The organism is Streptomyces sp. ID05-26A (assembly GCF_033794685.1).
Lineage (GTDB): Bacteria > Actinomycetota > Actinomycetes > Mycobacteriales > Pseudonocardiaceae > Lentzea.
Window position 1 is genome coordinate 1,222,697 of record NZ_JARAYZ010000002.1, and the last position, 17,258, is coordinate 1,239,954.

Here is a 17,258-nt window from a genome sequence, read left to right on the forward strand (position 1 = left end):
TCGCTTGAAGGACGTCACGGCAGCTCTCGGGTTGCCTCGGGGAGGCAACGGTCACCCGGTTCACTATTTAAATAGTGAACCATGCTACGTTCGGCTCGTCGATCACGAGAGGAGGTGGCCGTGACCATGCGAAGGCATGCCGACCCCGTGCTTCCGGTCCTCGCCGAGGGCGTGGGCAAGAGGTACCGCAGGGGCTGGGCGCTGGGACCGACGTCCCTGGTGATCCCCGGCGACCGAGTCGTGGCCCTCGTCGGCCCGAACGGTGCCGGCAAGAGCACGCTGATGGGGCTCATCACGGGCATGCTGCGCCCGACGACCGGCTCGATCGCCGTCTTCGGCGACCAGCCGAACGGCAAGGGGCTGCATCCCGCGGTGTCGTACCTGGCGCAGCAGAAGCCGTTGTACCCACAGCTCACCGTTGCCGAGACGATGACGTTCGGCGCGCGCACGAACCCCACCTGGGACCAGCACTACGCCTCGCACCTGATCGAGCAGGCCAACGTGCCGATCACCGCGAAGATCGGCACCCTGTCCGGTGGGCAGCGCACCCGCGTAGCCCTGGCGCTGGCTCTGGGAAAGCGGCCGCGGCTGTTGCTGCTCGACGAGCCGCTCGCCGACCTGGACCCGCTCGCGCGAGAGGCGGTGCTGGGCGCGTTGATGACCGAGGCGAAGTCCCAGGGCATTACCGTGGTGCTGTCCTCCCACGTGCTGGCGGAGCTCGAAGGTGTGTGCGACCACCTCGTGCTGCTCCACAGAGGACAGATCCTGCTGGCCGGGGACGTCAACCGGCTCAGCGCGAACGGAACCCCTCTCGGCGAACTGGTTCTGCACCACATGCGTGCGGCGGCGGCACAGGAGACAGCGGCATGATCTGGGCATCGTTCCGGTTGCAGCGCACACAGCTGCTCACCCTCCTCGGGGTGCTGGTCGTCGGCGCGGGTGTCATCACCCTGCTGCGCACGACCATGGTCGACGCGATCACCTCGGCGCAGCTCACCCAGTGCGTGGCGCAAGGGGGCAGCGCGTGCACGTCGGAGGCGCAGAACGCGTTCCTGGGTGACTGGAGCAACCTCCTCCAGGTCGCGCGCATGCTGATCATCGCGGTGCCGATCCTGGTCGGCGTGTTCATCGGGGCTCCGCTGTTCGCCCAGGAACTGGAGAACGGCACCCACGTGCTGGCCTTCACCCAGTCGGTGAGCCGCACCCGGTGGATGCTCAGCAAGCTGGTCGTCGCGCTGGTGCCCGCGCTGATCGTCGTGGTGGTGCTGCAGTACCTGGTCTGGTGGTGGCTGACCGCCGCCGGCACGCTCGGCCCGCGGGTCAACGGCTCGTGGAACCCGATCAACTTCGGCATCGACCACGTCTCACCGATCGCGTACACGCTCTTCGCCTTCTCGCTCGGCGCCTTCCTCGGCGTGGTGTCGCGGCGCACCCTGGTGGGGATGACAGCGGCGTTCGGCGTGTTCGTCGCCGTGCGGTTCGTCCTGGCCGGGCAGGTGAACCGCTTCGTGCCGAGCGAACGGCGGGTGGACGGCTCGGGCCCGGCCGGCGACGGTCTGCGGGTCGGCTCTGGCTGGCTCGACGCCGCGGGACAGGAGGTACCCCGCGACAAGTACTGGCCCGTGACCGATGCGTGCCTGAAGGCGCTGCCGGAATCGTCGCGGGGGCAGGAGGAGTTCCTCGCGTGCATGCGGGAGGGCGGTATGGCGAAGGCGTACTCGGTCGTCCTGCCGGAGAGCAGTGCCTGGCTCGCGCACCTGTACGACGCGGCGATCTTCGGAGGGTTCGCGGTGCTGCTGCTGGCAGGCACGCTCTGGGCCCTGCGCAGGCAGGCTTGAGCGTGGTGGACGCTCTGGAGCGGGAGAGCACCTATGCTGGCCGACGTGATCGAGTTCCGGATCGACCGGCACTCCGGGGTCTCCACCTACCTGCAGATCGTCCACCAGGTCGAGCAGGCCATGCGGTTGGGGCTGCTGGCCCCCGGCGACCGGCTGCCCTCAGCGCGGGAGGTGGTGGACGCCACCGCCGTCAACCCCAACACCGTGCTCAAGGCCTACCGCGAGCTCGAACGCGAAGGACTCGTGGAGGGCCGCCGCGGTCTGGGCACCTTCGTGACCAAGTCGCTGGCCTCCGAGGCGACGACGGGCGACGACGCGCCGTTGCGCAAGGAACTGGCTCGCTGGATGAGTCTCGCGCGGGAGGGCGGTCTGGTCGTCGAGGACGTCGACGCCCTGTACTCCGCGGTCCGCGAAGAGCACTACCCCGTCGAGGAACGATCATGATCGCGTTGAGCGCCACCGCCGCCGGCAAGCGGTACCGCAGCCACTGGGCGGTCCGCGACTGCACCTTCGCCCTTCCCGAGGGCAAGGTCGTCGCCCTGGTCGGGCCGAACGGCGCGGGCAAGAGCACCCTCCTGCGCATGGCCGCGGGCCTCGTCCGCCCGAGCGCCGGCGAGCTGCAGGTCTTCGGCACGCCGGTGCGCGGCGGCACCCACCCGGACGTCTCGTTCCTGGCCCAGGACCGGCCGCTCTACGGCGACCTCACCGTGCGCGAGATGGTGCGCATCGCGGCCGCGATGAACGACCGCTGGTCCGCCGAGCGGGTCCAGGAGGTGCTCGGGCTGCAGACCGGCGTCGACCACGGGGCGAAGATCCGCACGCTGTCCGCGGGCACCCGCACGCAGGTGGCCATCGCGCTGGCGCTCGGCCGGCTGCCCCGGCTGCTCCTGCTGGACGAACCGTTGTCCGACCTCGATCCCCTGGCCCGCGACGAGACCCTGCGGATCATCATGGCGGAGGTCGCCGACCGGGGCACCACGGTGGTGATGTCCTCGCACCTGCTCGCGGACCTGCGCGAGGTGTGCGACCACATGCTCCTGATCGACGAGGGCCGGGTCCAGGTCGACGGCGACATCGAGGAAGTCCTGGCACGGCACCGCATCCTGGTCGGTCCGGCCACCGACGAGTCCGCTGTGGAGGGAACGCTCGTCAGCGCGACCCGCACCCAGCGCCAGGCCACGTTGCTGTTGAAGGACTCCCGGCCCGCGCCCCAGGGCTGGACGGCCGCGGAACCCGACCTGGAGTCGCTGGTGATGGGCTACCTGCGCGCCGCGCGCTCACGGTCGTCGGCTCCTCGCGACTAGCGGCCCCCGCGGGAAACCCCGCCTGATCACTTCTCTTTCACACGGCCCGCCTTCGGGTCCGTTGTGCGGCTTTCTGCTGCCTTCCTTCGGATTGGACCACAGCCAATGCACGGTGATGCGGATTCGCCTACCCGAAAACTGCTCCCCAGGCCTGTCTTCCGGATGCCGCCACACCAACGGGGCCGGACCCGATGGGTCGTTGCGACGGGTCTCGTGATCGCGATGGTCGCGGTCCTCTTCGTGGTCGTTCTCCGGACCGGCTCGGACGAGTGGCGAACCCGCTGCACCGAGTTCACACCGGCCGCGGGTGAGGTGCCCGCCGTGCAGAGGGCGCGGCAGGCGCTGATGAGCGCCGGGCACGATCCCCTGCTGTCGATGGAGATCGTCGACCTGGACACCTGCGCGACGGTGCTGTCCTGGAAGGGTGATCTCGCTCAGCCCACCGCCTCCGTGGTGAAGCTGCTGATCGCGCTGGACCTGCTGCAGCGAACGTCCACGAACTCAGAGCAGGTGGAGAACGACATCACCGCGATGCTGACGCGCAGCGACGACGGGGTGGCGAACCGGTTGTGGCAGAACGGTGGCGGGTCCGAGATCGTCACCCGCCAGGTCAAGGCGCTCGGCCTGCGCCACACCCGGCCGCCGGCGGTCCCGGGCCAGTGGGGCGGCACGACGACGTCGGCCTCGGACATCTCCCTCGTCTACCGCCACATCGCAGGCGCTCTCGAGGCCGAGGACCGAGATCTCCTGACGACGGCGATGGCCGAGGCTCCCCGCGCCGCGGCGGACGGAGTCGACCAGCACTTCGGCATCCCCAGCGGCCTGCCGGGCGCGACGTGGGCGGTCAAGCAGGGCTGGGGCAGTTCGGGCGACCGCCGTGTCCTCAACAGCACGGGGTTCGTCGAACTCGGTGGCACCTACGCCGTGACGCTGCTGAGCTCCTGGCGCAAGGACGCCGACCTGGCGACGATGAGCGCTGCGCTGACCAAAGCCGTCGAGGCCCTTCGCGGCGCGATGCGGTGAAGAACGGCCGTCCGACACAGTCCACAAAGGACTATCCGTGGCGCGGGCGGTCGCGAACCCACCGGCACTTCACCGGGGACAGGTACGGTGGAGTCGTGCCCACAAGTGCTTCCACGAGGGGCGTTGCGGGCACATGCCGGTAGCCATCGACGTTCCACGGGAGCAGACGCCTTCACATGATCATCCGACCGGGACATCCGTGCTGGGTGGAACTCGCCACGAACCACACCGAGCGCAGCACGCGGTTCTACGAGAACGTCTTCGGCTGGAAGTACCAGTGGATCCAGGACGACGCGGGCGAGGACTACGCGGTCGCTCTCCTCAACGGCGAACCGGTGGCCGGTCTGCGACCGCTGGAGCGCGCGACCCTGGACTGGACGCCCTATCTCGCCGTCGCCGACCTGGCCGCGACCAGCGAACAGGTGCGACGTCTCGGCGGTGCCGTACTGGAAACCGGGCCGCAGGTGCTTCCCGGGCTCGTGACCAAGGTGCTGGTCGACGATCCCGGTGGCTCCACCGTCGGCATCGCGCAGCCCGCCGAGGGCTGGGGGTTCACGGCGGGCGTGCCCGGCGCGCTCGTGTGGCTGGAGTTCGTCACCCGCGGTCCGCGCCAGGCCGATCCGTTCTACGGCGCGCTCTTCGGCTACCAGCAACGTCAGGTCGGGGACGGCAAGTCCGTCGACCACGTCGTGTACTCCACGGGCGGGGACACCGTGATCGGACGCGTCCGGATGGCGCTGGACACCCCGGCCACCGTGCCGCCGCGGTGGATCGCGCACTTCGCGGTGCCACCCGGTCTCGACTTCGCCGAGACGCTCAACCGGGCGCGCGCCGCGGGGGCCCGCCTCCGGTTCCAGCCCTATCCCTCGCCGCTGGGCCAGGTCGCGGTGCTGGCCGACCCGCTCGGCACGCGGTTCGCGATCATCGACCCCGCGCTGGCTTCGGACTGGGACAGCGCCTCGCCTGCCGACGACCCCTACGACGACTGACCGCCGTCCCGCCGGGCGAAGGTCCCCTGACCGGCCGTTGACGTTATACGTCATACGACTTATGTTCAGTTCACGAGCCACCACTCGGGAAGTGAGCAGCGATGAAGCAGCGCACGGTGTGGTCCGCGGTGTTGGCGGTGGGGCTGGTCCTGACGGCCGGGTGCGGAAGCGCCGCCGGACCGGGGACTCGCTCCGGCGGGACGGGCGACAAGCTCGTGGTGTGGGACTGGAAGTCGGGCGACGCGAAGGCCGCCGGGTACGTGCGGGAGGCCAGGGCCGACTTCGCGAAGAAGCACCCCGGTGTGGACGTCGAGTTCGTGGCGCAGCCGTTCGACCAGTACTACACCCTGCTCGGCGCGGCCATCCAGGCCGGCAAGGGGCCCGACGTCGTCCTGTTCAACGGGGGCGGTCAGATCCGCGACCGCACTGACGCCCTCACTCCGTTGGACTCCTACGTGGCCGAGGACCGGCAGCGGCTGGCCGGGTGGGACGCGTTCACGAAGTCGGGGAAGGTGTACGCCGAGCCGGTGACGTTGCAGGGACACCCGATCTACTACAACGAGGACCTCTACCGGAGGGCCGGCCTCGGGACGCCCGCGGCGACGTGGGACGAGTTCGTCCGGAACTGCGCCACCATCACCGAGAAGACCGGCGCCCGGTGTTTCGCGCTGGGCAACAAGGAGGGCATCGGCATCCAGTTCTGGTTGTCGGCGCTGGGATCGGCGGTGCTGACACCGCGGGAGTACGACGACTGGATCAACGGGAAGCGCGACTGGTCGTCTCCCGGTGTCAGGAAGATCTTCGAACTGTGGCGGCAGGCCGGCGAGTCCGGGCTCAACACCGACGGCGCCAACTCCACCGCGATGTTCAACGACGCGTTCGCGGCCTTCAGCTCCGGCAAGGCGGCCAACGTCATCGGGCTGATGTCCGACGTGGGGCACTGGAAGGACTTCGCGGAGTTCCTCACCCCGGAGAAGGTCGGTGTGCGGACCGCACCCGCGGTCACTCCCGGGGCGTCGCCGAGCCTGCCGTTCGACGGCGGGATCGGGTACGCGGTCGCGAAGTGGACGAGGGATCCGAAGCTGGCCGCCGACCTCGTGCGGTCGCTGACGTCGTCCGGCGCGCTCAAGGCCTTCTACCTCGACGGTGGCGCGATCGCGGCCGACACCACGATCGACACCTCCGCCGGTGGCCCCGCCGTCAGGACCATCGTCTCTGAGGTCAAGACCGGCAAACCCGCCCTGCACGTCGCGTTGGGGTCCAGGACGATCGAGCTCATGGGCCGCCTCTCGCAGCAGCTGCTCAGCGGTTCGGCCACGGTGGACGACGCACTCCGGCAGCTGGCCGCGTCCGACAAGACGGGCTGACCACGTGGTCGCCCGGTCCACGTCCACAAAGGACTTGGCGAGGCCGTCACCGCGGCGCGGGCCACGCGGTTCGCGCGCGGAGCGGTTCGCGCCCCTGGTCCTGCTGGCGCCGGCCGTCCTGATCATCGTGGGACTGCGGCTGTGGCCGCTCGTGCTCGGGATCAACTTCTCGTTCACCGGGGACGGTGACCTCGACGGCACGGCCGTCGGGTTCGACAACTACCTGACGCTGCTGGACGATCCGCTCTTCCTCACCGCGCTGCGCAACGTCGGGCTGCTCGTGCTGTTGCTGCCGGTCGCGGTGGCGATCCCCGGGCTGCTCGCGACGTTCCTGCACCTGAAGGTGCCGGGACACCGGGTCTACCGCGGCGTCTACTTCTTCCCCGCCGTGCTCTCCCCCGTGATCGTCGGCGCGATCTTCACGCTGCTGCTGGCCTTCGACGGTCCGCTCAACTCGGTGCTCGGCGGTCTGGGCGTCGGGCCGGTGGACTGGCTCGGCGATCCGGACGTGGCGATCTTCGCGGTCGTCGGGGTGCACGTCTGGGCGACGTTCGGCATGGCGCTCGTCGTCTTCCTGGCGGGCTTCGCCACGCTCGACCCGTCGTTGCTGGACGCGGCCGAGGTGGACGGTGCCACACTGCCCCAGACCATCCGGCACGTCATCGTCCCCGGTCTGACGCGCACCATCCAGTTCGTCTTCGTCACCACCCTGATCGGGATGCTGACGTCGATGTTCGGCCTGGTGTACGTGATGACGAGCGGCGGTCCGGAGGGGTCGACCTACCTGCCCGAGTACTACGTCTGGATTCAGCAGGGGCAGATGAACCGGCCCGCGCTCGCCTCCGCCGCGTCCACCGCGCTGTTCCTGATCATGCTCGTGGTGGGACTGGCCCAGATCGGCGTCCTGCGGCGCACGGGCGGGGAGGACTGATGTCCGGCGCCAGGCCTGCGCGGTGGGTCGCCGCGATCCCGATGGGGCTGCTCGCGCTGGCCACGGTCTACCCCCTGGTGTTCACCACCAACGTCGCGCTGAAGACCCGCCGCGAGTACGTCCTCGACCGGTTCGCCCCGGCTACCTCGTGGAACTGGGACAACCTCGTCCGGGCGTGGACCAGCGTCGGGATGTCGCGCTACTTCCTGAACTCCGTGATCGTCGTGACGTGCTCGGTCGCGCTGCTGCTCCTGGTCGGGTCGATGGCGGCGTTCGCGTTGGCACGACTGAGGTTCCGCGGTTCGTCCGTGCTCTTCCTCGGCGTGCTGGCCGCGTTGTTCGTCCCCTTCCAGGTGATCATGGTCCCGCTGGCGCGGATCATGGCCGGCGCCGGGCTGACCGACACCTACCCCGGGCTCGTGCTCGCGTACGTGGCCCAGTTCCTGCCGTTCACGATCTTCCTGCTGACGAGCTACTACTCGACCGTGCCCGCGGACGTCGTCGACGCCGCCCGCATCGACGGGAACTCGGTGTACGGGGTCTACTGGCGGATCATGCTGCCGATCGGCGCCCCGGCGCTGCTGTCCGTCGGTGTGCTCGACGCGTTGTTCTGCTGGAACGACGTGCTGATCTCGTTGCTGCTGATGCCCTCCGCGGAACACCGCACGCTCATGGTGGGCGTCACCTCGTTGCGCGGCCAGTACTCCGACGACATCCCGGTGTTCGCGGCCGGAGTGCTGATCGCGGCGGTGCCGGTCCTCGTCGTCTACCTGTTCCTGCAACGCCAGATCGCCGACGGGGTCACCGCCGGGTCCACGAAGGGCTGACATGCGCATCATCGGATACCGGACCCTGACGACGGTCCAGAACTGGGGCCGGCCGGTCGGCGACGCCAACGGCGTGTACGGCGACGGCGTCGTCCGGGTGCCGATCGTCGTCGTCGACACCGACGCGGGCATCAGCGGCGTCGGACTCGGCCCCTGCGTGGAGATCGAGAACGTCTTCGCCGCCATCGAGGGCGAGGACCCGCGGTCGGTCACCGCCCTCTACGACAGGATGCTGCGCCGCACGTTCAAGGCGGGTCACGCCGGAACGGTGTTCGGCACCATCGGCGCGATCGACACCGCGCTCTGGGACATCAAGGCCCAGGCGGCGGGCGAACCGCTGTGGCGGCTGCTCGGCGGGCGCGACCGCCGCGTGCCCGCCTACGCCTCGGGACTCGACATCGCGTTGGACGACACCGAGTTCGTCGCGGTGTACGAGGCCTACGCCGAACTGGGCGTGCGCGCGGCGAAGATCAAGGGTGGCCTCGACGTCGAGCACGACGCCCACCGGCTCGCCCTGGTCCGCGACGTCCTCGGCAGGGCCCGCCGGGGAGTGCGGCCGAGCCTGATGCTCGACGTGAACGAGACGTGGACGCGCAAGCAGGCGGTCCGGTACGTGAGCGAGCTCGAACGCACGCTGGACCTGACGTGGATCGAGGAACCGGTCCGGCGCTGGGACGCGGAGGGACACGCGGCGGTCGGCCGCGGGGTCCGGGCCTCCGTCGCCACCGGGGAGAACCTCACCGGGCTCGAACAGCACAGGGCGCTCATCGCGGCCGGAGCCGTCGACGTCGTGCAGACGGCCGCGGTCTGGGGCGTCACCCACTTCCTGCGGGTCGCCGCACTCGCGCACGCGCACGACCTGCCGGTCAGCCCGATCGGCACGACGCCCGCCGGTCTGCTGCACGCCGCCACGTCGGTCCCCAACCACCTGGTGAGCGAACTGCAGGACCTCCAGCCACCGGTCGGTGTCTCCGTGGACCTGCGCGTGGAGGACGGCGCCTACGTCTTGAGCGACATCCCCGGGCTGGGTGTGCGCGTGGACGAGGAGGCGGTCGCCCTGGCGAGTCACCTGCTGCCCGACCCGCTCGCCGGCGGGGCGCACATCCGCCCGGAACGCGCCGGGCGGCGTCTGCACGCGGTCGACACGGGCTGAGGCGGCTCAGGCCCGTGGTGGCGCCACGGAACCGCCCTCGTGGACCGGCATGGGCACGCGGTGGACCATCGGTGCCCTGGCGCCGCGCCCGCCTCGGAGGACGAGGTCCACCAGGACTCCGACCGCCCGCTCACCGAGTTCGTGGTGCGGCAGGGCGACCGTGGTCAGTCGCGGCCGCAACCACGACGCGACGGGATGGCCCTCGAACCCGATCACGGACACGTCGTCCGGGACGGAGAGACCCGCCTCCTCGAGTGCCTGGTAGGCCCCGAATGCCAGATGGTCGTTGAGGCACACCAGCACCTTGGGCCGGTGGGTGCGCAGCAGCGCCGCGGTGGCGTCGAAGCCGTGCTCCGGAGTCCATTCAGGACACCACCGCGCACCCGCCACCTCGGCTCCCGCCGCCGCGAAGACCTGGCGCAGGCCGAGGAGGCGTTCGGCCGCCGCGATGCCGTGCGGCGGGAGGCCGCCCGGCATCGGCCCCGCGCCGATCAGGTGGATGCCGCGGTCGTGTCCCGCGTCGAGCAGGACGCGCGCGGCCGTCCGGCCCGCCCGCACCTCGTCCGGCAGCACCGACGGAACGGCCGACGGCGTGGCGGAGGTGGCGTTGAGCAGGACGGCGGGTCCGTCGTGCAGGCCGGCCGGGACCACCGCCGTCCTGGTGTGCGTCGACGCGAACACCACGCCGTCCGCGCGCCGCTCCCGCAGCTCGTCCACCAGGGTCCGCTCGACCTCGGGGTTCCCGCCCGACTCCCCCACGAACAGCATGAACCCGTGCCGGTAGGCGGCGTCCACCGCGCCCTTGACCATGTCCCCCGCCCACTCCGACGACGCGGCGGTGTCGGACAGGAGCCCGATCGTCTGCGACCGCCCGGCGTGCGGTCCGGTCGTCGGGGCGGTGCGGCGGTAGCCCAGGCGTTGCGCGGTCGAGCGCACGCGCCGTTCGGCGTCCGCTGAGATGCGGAGCTCCCGTGCGCGGCCGGTCAGGACGAGCGACGCCGTCGTGACCGACACCCCGCTCTCCGCCGCGACGTCGGCCAGTGTCACGCGCGTCCGTCTCACCGCGGGTCCGCCTCCCTGTCGTCACGCGGGTCCGGCCGCGGGTGCGACGGACCGCGATCTGCTGCGAGCACTCGTCCTCGCCGGACGCCCCGGGGCGGAGGGGCGGCCGGCGAGCGCTGTCACCGGTTCAGCCGGCCGGGATCTCCCACCTCGCCGCGGCGCACGAGCCACGCGTCGGTGATGTGGGTGAACATGGCCTCCGCGGCACCGGCGGGGTCGCGGGCGGCGATGCGGTCGAAGACGCGCCGGTGCCCGGCGTTCGACGCCTGGCACAGCTCGCGGCTGCTCTCACCGCGGTAGCCGGCCGTGTGGAGGGCCTGCGACTGCAGCGAGCGCACGACGCCGCGGGCGATGCGGTTCCCCGAGGCCACCATGATCGCGTCGTGGAAGAGGCGGTCGTGCTCCTCGTAGCTCGCGACGTCGTCGACGAGCTCGTCCATCCGGTCCACCAGTGCCCGCAACCGTTCGACGGTGCCGTCGTCCGCGGCGCGCGCGGCGACCTGCGCCATGTCGGACTCCAGCAGCCGCCGGGTCACGACCAGGTCGTCGAGGGTCGCGAGGCTCTCGTCCTCGGCGATCGCGGCGACGAGCACCTGCGCGTCGAGCATGTTCCACTGCACCGGCGGGTTGACGGTCGTGCCGGAGCCCTGGCGCACGGTGACCAGTCCCTTCTCCTGCAGGACCTTCACCGCCTCGCGGATCACCGTCCTGCTCACCGAGAAGGTCTCGCAGAGCACGGGCTCGGGCGGCAGGGTCAGGCCGGCGGGGTAGCTCTGCCGGACGATCCGCCGCACCAGTTCTGCGGTGACGGCCGCGGCGAGGCTGGCCGGCCTCCGCGTCCACGCCGGGTCCGCGGCCACACCCTGCTCCGCCTGCCGTCCTGTCGTTGTCATGCTCGACTCCGTTGCGCCGCAGCGTGCTGATCCCGGCCCACAGTATACGTAACACCATTGACGTCACACGTCATACGAGTTACGTTCGTGGTGTTTCGCTGGCCGGTTTCCGCACCCCCGCCGGCGACGTTCGCTCCACCCGAACGGACCAGTCACGAACTCCGCGACGCGCGCTCCGAGCTTCCGCCGCCGGATCGACGCCCGCCTCGCGCGTGCTCACACCTCACCACCGTGGACGTGGCCTGCTTCGTGCGTCCACACAGGACATACACCCCGACCGCCGCCGCATCCCAGCCCAGGAGGTCCCTTGTCCACGTCCTCGTTCCCCGCAGCGCGGCGGCGAACGGCTCTCGCCGCCGTCGCGGTAGTGGTGGCCGCCGCGGTCACCACCACTCCCCCGGCCTCGGCCGCCACCACGACCCTGCACGCTTCCCCCTCCGGCACCGGCACCGCCTGCACCGCAACGGATCCGTGCTCGCTGCCGGCCGCGCAGTCCGCCGTGCGGTCCCGCACCGGCTCCATGTCGGGTGACATCGTCGTGGAGCTCGCCGACGGGGTGTACCGGCTCTCCCAGCCGTTCCGGCTCACCGCGGCGGACTCGGGCACCAACGGCTACCGCGTGCTCTGGCAGGCAGCCGCGTCGGCTCGTCCCGTCATCAGCGGCGCGAGAGCCGTCACGGGCTGGACGGTCGCCGACTCCGGCAAGAACATCTGGCGGGCGAACGTCGGCACCGGCCTCGACAGCCGGCAGCTCTACGTCGACGGTGCGATCGCCACCCGCGCGCGCACGCAGGTGAACCGGTCCGACTTCACCTTCACCGACAGCGGTATGCGCTTCTCCAACGGCGCGTTGAGCTACCTGAACTCCCTGGCGAACCAGAACCGCGTCGAGGTGGAGAGCGTCAACTCCTTCACCGACAGGTACTCGCCAGTGCAGAGCATCAGCGGCAACTTCCTGACGATGCAACAACCCGCGTGGAACAACAACACCTTCGGCTACGACACGCTCAACAACCCGTTCCGCGCCGGCCCGCTCTACCTGGCGAACGCCTACGAGTTCCTGGACGCGGCGGGCGAGTGGTACCTGAACCCCGGCACCGGTGTCCTGTACTACATCCCGCGTTCCGGGCAGAACATGACCAACGTCAGCGTAGAGTTGCCGGCGTTGCAGTCGCTCGTCGCCGTCGGTGGCACCTACGACGCGCCCGCGCACGACATCTCGTTCAGCGGCATCACCTTCACCGGCACGTCGTGGCTCGGTCCCAGCAGCAACCAGGGGTACGCCGACCAGCAGACCGGCGCCTACATCTCCGGCAACTGGAACTGGCCGGCCGACCGGCTCACCTCGTGCCGCAGCGGCTGCCCGTCGTTCGAGGCGGTCCGGCCCCACTGGTCGCAGATGCCCGCCGCCGTCCAGATCTCCGCGGCCAGCCGCGTCACCTTCACCGACTCCCGCTTCGTCAACCTCGGGCAGACCGCGATCGGCATCGGCAACGACGCCAACGCACACGCGAGCGGCGTCGGCCTGGGCGCGTCCGGCATCACGATCACCCGCTCGGAGATCGCTCAGAACTCGGCGGGCGGCGTCGTGGTCGGCGGCGTGCGCGCGGACGCGCACCATCCGAGCGACCAGCGGATGGTCAACCGGGACATCATGGTCAGCTACAACCGAGTGCACGACCTCGGGATCGAGTACCGGGGCATCGTGTCGGTGCTCAACACCTACGTCACCAACGCGACGGTGGCGCACAACGAGGTCTACAACCTGCCGTACTCCGGCATTTCGCTCGGCTACGGCTGGGGTTCCAACGACGCGGGCGGCAGCAACCACTACGCCGGCCGGGGTCTCTACAACTACCAGCCCCGGTACTCCACCCCGACCACGGCGTCCGGCAACAAGCTGCTGAACAACTACGTCCACGACGTGATGCAGCAGATGACCGACGGCGGTTGCATCTACACGCTGGGCTGGAACCCGAACGCGGAGATCAGCGGCAACCACTGCCTGCGCACCAACGGTTTCTTCGGGCTCTACTTCGACGAGGGCTCGAAGTACTACCGCGCGACCGGCAACGTCTTCTCCGCCACCGGAACCTGGGCCACCGCCAACTACGGCGGCGGCGAGAACATGGGCAACTGGACGCTCACCGGCAACTGGTCGAGCAACGGCAGCAGCAACATCTCCAACGGTGATCGCGGCAACATCGTGAACGGCAACGTCGTCGTCTCCGGTGGCAACTGGCCGGCCGGCGCCCAGGCGGTGATGGCCAACGCGGGGCCGGGCGGCAACGGGGGCGGCGGGCGCGAGAACGTCACCGTCGTCGGCACCCAGTCGGGCCGCTGCCTCGACGTCGCCGCCACGACGAACAACAGCGCCGCGAGGTTGTGGGACTGCGGTGGCGTGAACCAGCGGTGGAACCACACGTCCGCCAGGCAGTTCACGATCGGTGGCAGGTGCCTCGACGCGTCCGGCGGCGGCACGGCCAACGGCACCGCGGCGATCCTCTGGGACTGCCACGGCGGCCTGAACCAGCAGTGGACCGTCAACACCGACGGCAGCGTCACCGGCGCGCAGTCGGGGCTGTGCCTCGACGCCAGCGGCACCGGGACGGCCAACGGCACACCGATCGTGCTCTGGACGTGCCACGGCGGCACGAACCAGCAGTGGAGCCTGCGCGGCTGACCGGTTCGACAGGTGCGGCAGGTGCGGCGCTGCCGTGCGGCGCCGCACCTCCAGAAGCTAAAAGTGTTAGCGCTCACTTTAGCAATTACTCGATTTATTCGAATCCTCGCAGCAGCATTCGATAGCGTTCGACGTGCACTTTCACTATTCAGCTTTACCGCTGTCCCCCATCCAGCTCAATTCTGCGAATTAGTCTCGTTCGCCTGCTTGTGAGCGTGAACACTCAGCTGCAACACTCCTGAACCGTGAGAGTCCGGCACCGCCGCACCGGATCTCCCACCGCAATGTGCGAACTGGATCGCCCCACCCACAACGCCCGCATTCCGGGCACGTCCGGTGAAAGTGTGGAAGATGAAACTGACATCGAGGTCGGTGTCACTCGTCCCGATCGTGTCGACAGTCGCGGCGGCGGCCCTGGGCGCACTGCTCGTCGTGTCCGCTCCCGCCAGCGCGGCGACCACCCTCGGCGGAGCCGCCGCGCAGTCCGGCCGCTACTTCGGCACCGCCGTCGCGGCGGGCAGGCTGAACGACCAGACGTACGTGAACATCCTCAACACCGAGTTCGACATGGTGACCGCCGAGAACGAGATGAAGTGGGACGCGACCGAGCCCAACCGCGGTCAGTTCAACTACTCCGGCGGTGACCGCGTCCTCAACCAGGCCGTGGGCAACGGCAAGCGGGTCCGCGGGCACGCCCTGTTGTGGCACCAGCAGGAACCCGGCTGGGCGCAACGCCTGGAGGGCTCAGACCTGCGCCAGGCCATGATGAACCACGTCACCCAGGTCGCCACCCACTACAAGGGCAAGATCTACGCCTGGGACGTCGTCAACGAGGCGTTCGCCGACGGCGGCAGCGGTGGGCGGCGCGACTCCAACCTGCAGCGCACCGGCAACGACTGGATCGAGGCGGCGTTCCGCGCGGCCCGTGCGGCCGATCCCGCCGCGAAGCTCTGCTACAACGACTACAACACCGACAGCGTCAACGCGAAGTCCACCGGCATCTACAACATGGTGCGCGACTTCAAGTCCCGCGGCGTGCCGATCGACTGCGTGGGCTTCCAGTCCCACCTGTCCAACAACGCGCCGTCGGACTACCAGGCGAACCTCCAGCGCTTCGCGAACCTGGGCGTCGAGGTGCAGATCACCGAGCTCGACATCTCCGGGAGCAACCAGGCGAACGCCTACGGGGCCGTGACGAGGGCGTGCATGGCGATCCGCGCCTGCACCGGCATCACCGTGTGGGGAATCCGCGACACCGACTCGTGGCGCACCGGCGAGAACCCCTTGCTGTTCACCGGTTCCGGCGCCAAGAAGCCCGCGTACACCGCGGTGCTCGACGCGCTGAACGCCGGAGGTCCCGGTCCCACGACGACCACCACGACCACCGACCCCGTCCCCGGCGGCTGCACGGCGTCGGTGTCGCTGAACCAGTGGAACGGCGGGTTCGTCGCCACGGTCAAGGTCACCGCCGGATCCACCGCACTGCGCGGCTGGCGGGTCACGACGACCCTGTCGAACGGGACGGTCACCTCCTCCTGGAACGCCAACCGCAGTGGCACCAGCGGATCCGTCACCTGGACCAACGTGGACCACAACGGCGCCGTGCCGGCCGGACAGTCCACAGAGTTCGGTTTCCAGGGCACCGGCAGCGGAACCGGGCTCAACCCCTCCTGCGCCGCCGGCTGACGTTCCGCAGCACACCACCGGAGGACGGCTTCGCGGCCCGTGCCGCGCAGCCTCCCTGCCCTCGGGAGACGACGATGGCCACGAAACGAAGGTTCTGGACGACCGCCGCCGCAGTGGTGGTGCTGGTCCTCACCGTGATCGCCCCGGCGAGAGCGGACAACCCGATCGTGCAACACATCCACACCGCCGACCCCGCGCCGTTGGTCCACAACGGACGCGTCTACCTCTACACAGGACACGACGAGGACGGCTCGACCTGGTTCACCATGAAGGAGTGGCGGGTCTGGTCGTCCGCCGACATGGTCAACTGGACCGACCACGGCTCCCCGATGAGCATCAGCACCTTCAGCTGGGCCAAGCAGGACGCGTGGGCCGGACAGGCCGTGGAACGCAACGGCAAGTTCTACTGGTACGTCCCCGTCGTCACCAAGGCCACCGGACGTCCGGCGATCGGCGTCGGTGTCTCCGACAGCCCCACCGGACCGTTCCGCGACGCGATCGGCAGGCCGCTGGTCGAGAACGGCGAGATCGACCCGACGGTCATGATCGACGACAACGGCCAGGCCTACCTCTACTGGGGCAACCCGAACCTGTCCTACGTCCGCCTCAACACCGACATGATCTCCTACACCGGGGGCATCACCCGCATCCCGCTCACCACCGCGGGATTCGGCACCCGCACCGGCGACCCCAACCGGCCCACCCTCTACGAGGAGGGCCCCTGGGTCTACACGCGCAACGGCCTCTACTACAACGTCTTCGCGGCCAAGTGCTGCTCGGAGTTCATCGCCCACTCCACCGCACCGAGCCCGACCGGGCCGTGGACCTACCGCGGCACCGTGATGCCCACCCAGGGCAGCAGCTTCACCAACCACGCCGGCATCATCGACTTCAAGGGCGGCTCGTACTTCTTCTACCACAACGGCGCCCTGCCCGGCGGCGGTGGCTTCACCCGCTCCGTCGCCGTCGAGAAGTTCACCTACAACGCCGACGGCACCATCCCGGTCATGAACATGACCACGGCCGGACCGCCTGCCGCGGACACGCTCAACCCGTACGTCCGGCAGGAGGGCGAGACCATCGCCTGGGGCAGCGGGGTCGAGACCGAGCCGTCGAACGAGGGCGGCATGAACCTCAGCCACCTCAACAACGGCGACCACGTGAAGCTGAAGAACGTCGCCTTCGGCAACGGCGCCAGGACCTTCACCGCCCGCGTCGCGTCCACCGTCGCGGGAAGTTCCGTCGAAGTCCGTTCCGGCAGCCCGACCGGTGCCCTCGCCGGCAGCTGCTCGGTGCCGAACACCGGCGGCTGGCAGAACTGGACCAGCGTCTCCTGCTCGGTGAGCGGGCTGACCGGCACCCGTGACCTCTACCTGAGGTTCAACGGCGGCAACGGTTACCTGCTCAACGTGAACTGGTGGCAGTTCAGCGCCTGATCCGCCGTCCCTCCCCGCTCCTCGTGGCCGACGACCGCCAGGGGTGCTTCAGCGACCGCGAAAGAC

At 69.8% G+C, this 17,258-nt stretch carries 14 protein-coding genes and 1 pseudogene; 13 read left to right on the top strand and 2 right to left on the bottom strand.

Annotated features, from left to right (window positions below; all coding sequences use genetic code 11):
* Positions 1–126: 126 nt before the first annotated feature.
* From PV646_RS21395 to PV646_RS21440, 10 genes and pseudogenes are all read left to right on the top strand, one after another.
* Positions 127–639, top strand: a pseudogene (locus PV646_RS21395) (ATP-binding cassette domain-containing protein); the annotation flags it as partial.
* A 227-nt stretch (positions 640–866) separates the two neighbouring features.
* Positions 867–1,838 (top strand): ABC transporter permease, encoded by a 972-nt coding sequence (locus PV646_RS21400; protein ID WP_500343932.1) that lies wholly within the window; start codon positions 867–869, stop codon positions 1,836–1,838.
* Between the two features lie 45 nt (positions 1,839–1,883).
* Positions 1,884–2,282 carry a GntR family transcriptional regulator gene (locus tag PV646_RS21405; protein WP_500343933.1) on the top strand — a complete coding sequence of 133 codons (399 nt, stop codon included), beginning with the start codon at positions 1,884–1,886 and terminating at the stop codon, positions 2,280–2,282.
* Positions 2,279–3,142 (top strand): ATP-binding cassette domain-containing protein, encoded by an 864-nt coding sequence (locus PV646_RS21410; RefSeq protein ID WP_500343934.1) that lies wholly within the window; start codon positions 2,279–2,281, stop codon positions 3,140–3,142. The genes PV646_RS21405 and PV646_RS21410 overlap by 4 nt, the downstream gene beginning before the upstream one ends.
* A 222-nt stretch (positions 3,143–3,364) precedes the next feature.
* Entirely contained in the window at positions 3,365–4,165 is an 801-nt protein-coding gene (locus tag PV646_RS21415) for a serine hydrolase (protein ID WP_500343935.1), read from the top strand.
* A gap of 176 nt (positions 4,166–4,341) precedes the next feature.
* Complete coding sequence (locus tag PV646_RS21420) at positions 4,342–5,154, top strand: VOC family protein (protein WP_500343936.1); 813 nt, start codon at positions 4,342–4,344, stop codon at positions 5,152–5,154.
* Positions 5,155–5,255: 101 nt separating this feature from the next.
* Entirely contained in the window at positions 5,256–6,521 is a 1,266-nt protein-coding gene (locus PV646_RS21425; RefSeq protein ID WP_500343937.1) for an ABC transporter substrate-binding protein, read from the top strand.
* A gap of 34 nt (positions 6,522–6,555) precedes the next feature.
* Positions 6,556–7,452 (top strand): carbohydrate ABC transporter permease, encoded by an 897-nt coding sequence (locus tag PV646_RS21430; RefSeq protein ID WP_500343938.1) that lies wholly within the window; start codon positions 6,556–6,558, stop codon positions 7,450–7,452.
* Complete coding sequence (locus PV646_RS21435; protein ID WP_500343939.1) at positions 7,452–8,279, top strand: carbohydrate ABC transporter permease; 828 nt, start codon at positions 7,452–7,454, stop codon at positions 8,277–8,279. Before PV646_RS21430 ends, PV646_RS21435 begins: the two co-directional genes overlap by 1 nt.
* A 1-nt stretch (position 8,280) precedes the next feature.
* The gene (locus PV646_RS21440) at positions 8,281–9,432 is read left to right on the top strand and encodes a mandelate racemase/muconate lactonizing enzyme family protein (RefSeq protein ID WP_500343940.1); all 1,152 of its coding nucleotides are present in this window, start codon (positions 8,281–8,283) and stop codon (positions 9,430–9,432) included.
* A 6-nt stretch (positions 9,433–9,438) separates the two neighbouring features.
* Here the strand turns inward: PV646_RS21440 and PV646_RS21445 are convergent, their stop codons facing one another.
* Entirely contained in the window at positions 9,439–10,494 is a 1,056-nt protein-coding gene (locus tag PV646_RS21445) for a LacI family DNA-binding transcriptional regulator (protein ID WP_500343941.1), read from the bottom strand.
* A 119-nt stretch (positions 10,495–10,613) separates the two neighbouring features.
* Entirely contained in the window at positions 10,614–11,387 is a 774-nt protein-coding gene (locus PV646_RS21450; RefSeq protein ID WP_500343942.1) for a FadR/GntR family transcriptional regulator, read from the bottom strand.
* A 307-nt stretch (positions 11,388–11,694) separates the two neighbouring features.
* Here PV646_RS21450 and PV646_RS21455 point away from each other — a divergent pair, with 307 nt between their 5' ends.
* The 3 genes from PV646_RS21455 to PV646_RS21465 all read left to right on the top strand — a co-directional run bounded on the left by PV646_RS21455 (position 11,695) and on the right by PV646_RS21465 (position 17,192).
* Positions 11,695–14,070, top strand: a complete 2,376-nt coding sequence (locus PV646_RS21455) for an RICIN domain-containing protein (RefSeq protein ID WP_500343943.1) — start codon at positions 11,695–11,697, stop codon at positions 14,068–14,070.
* A gap of 351 nt (positions 14,071–14,421) precedes the next feature.
* The gene (locus PV646_RS21460) at positions 14,422–15,756 is read left to right on the top strand and encodes a glycoside hydrolase family 10 protein (RefSeq protein WP_500343944.1); all 1,335 of its coding nucleotides are present in this window, start codon (positions 14,422–14,424) and stop codon (positions 15,754–15,756) included.
* A gap of 74 nt (positions 15,757–15,830) precedes the next feature.
* Positions 15,831–17,192 carry a glycoside hydrolase family 43 protein gene (locus PV646_RS21465; RefSeq protein WP_500343945.1) on the top strand — a complete coding sequence of 454 codons (1,362 nt, stop codon included), beginning with the start codon at positions 15,831–15,833 and terminating at the stop codon, positions 17,190–17,192.
* Positions 17,193–17,258: the final 66 nt, after the last annotated feature.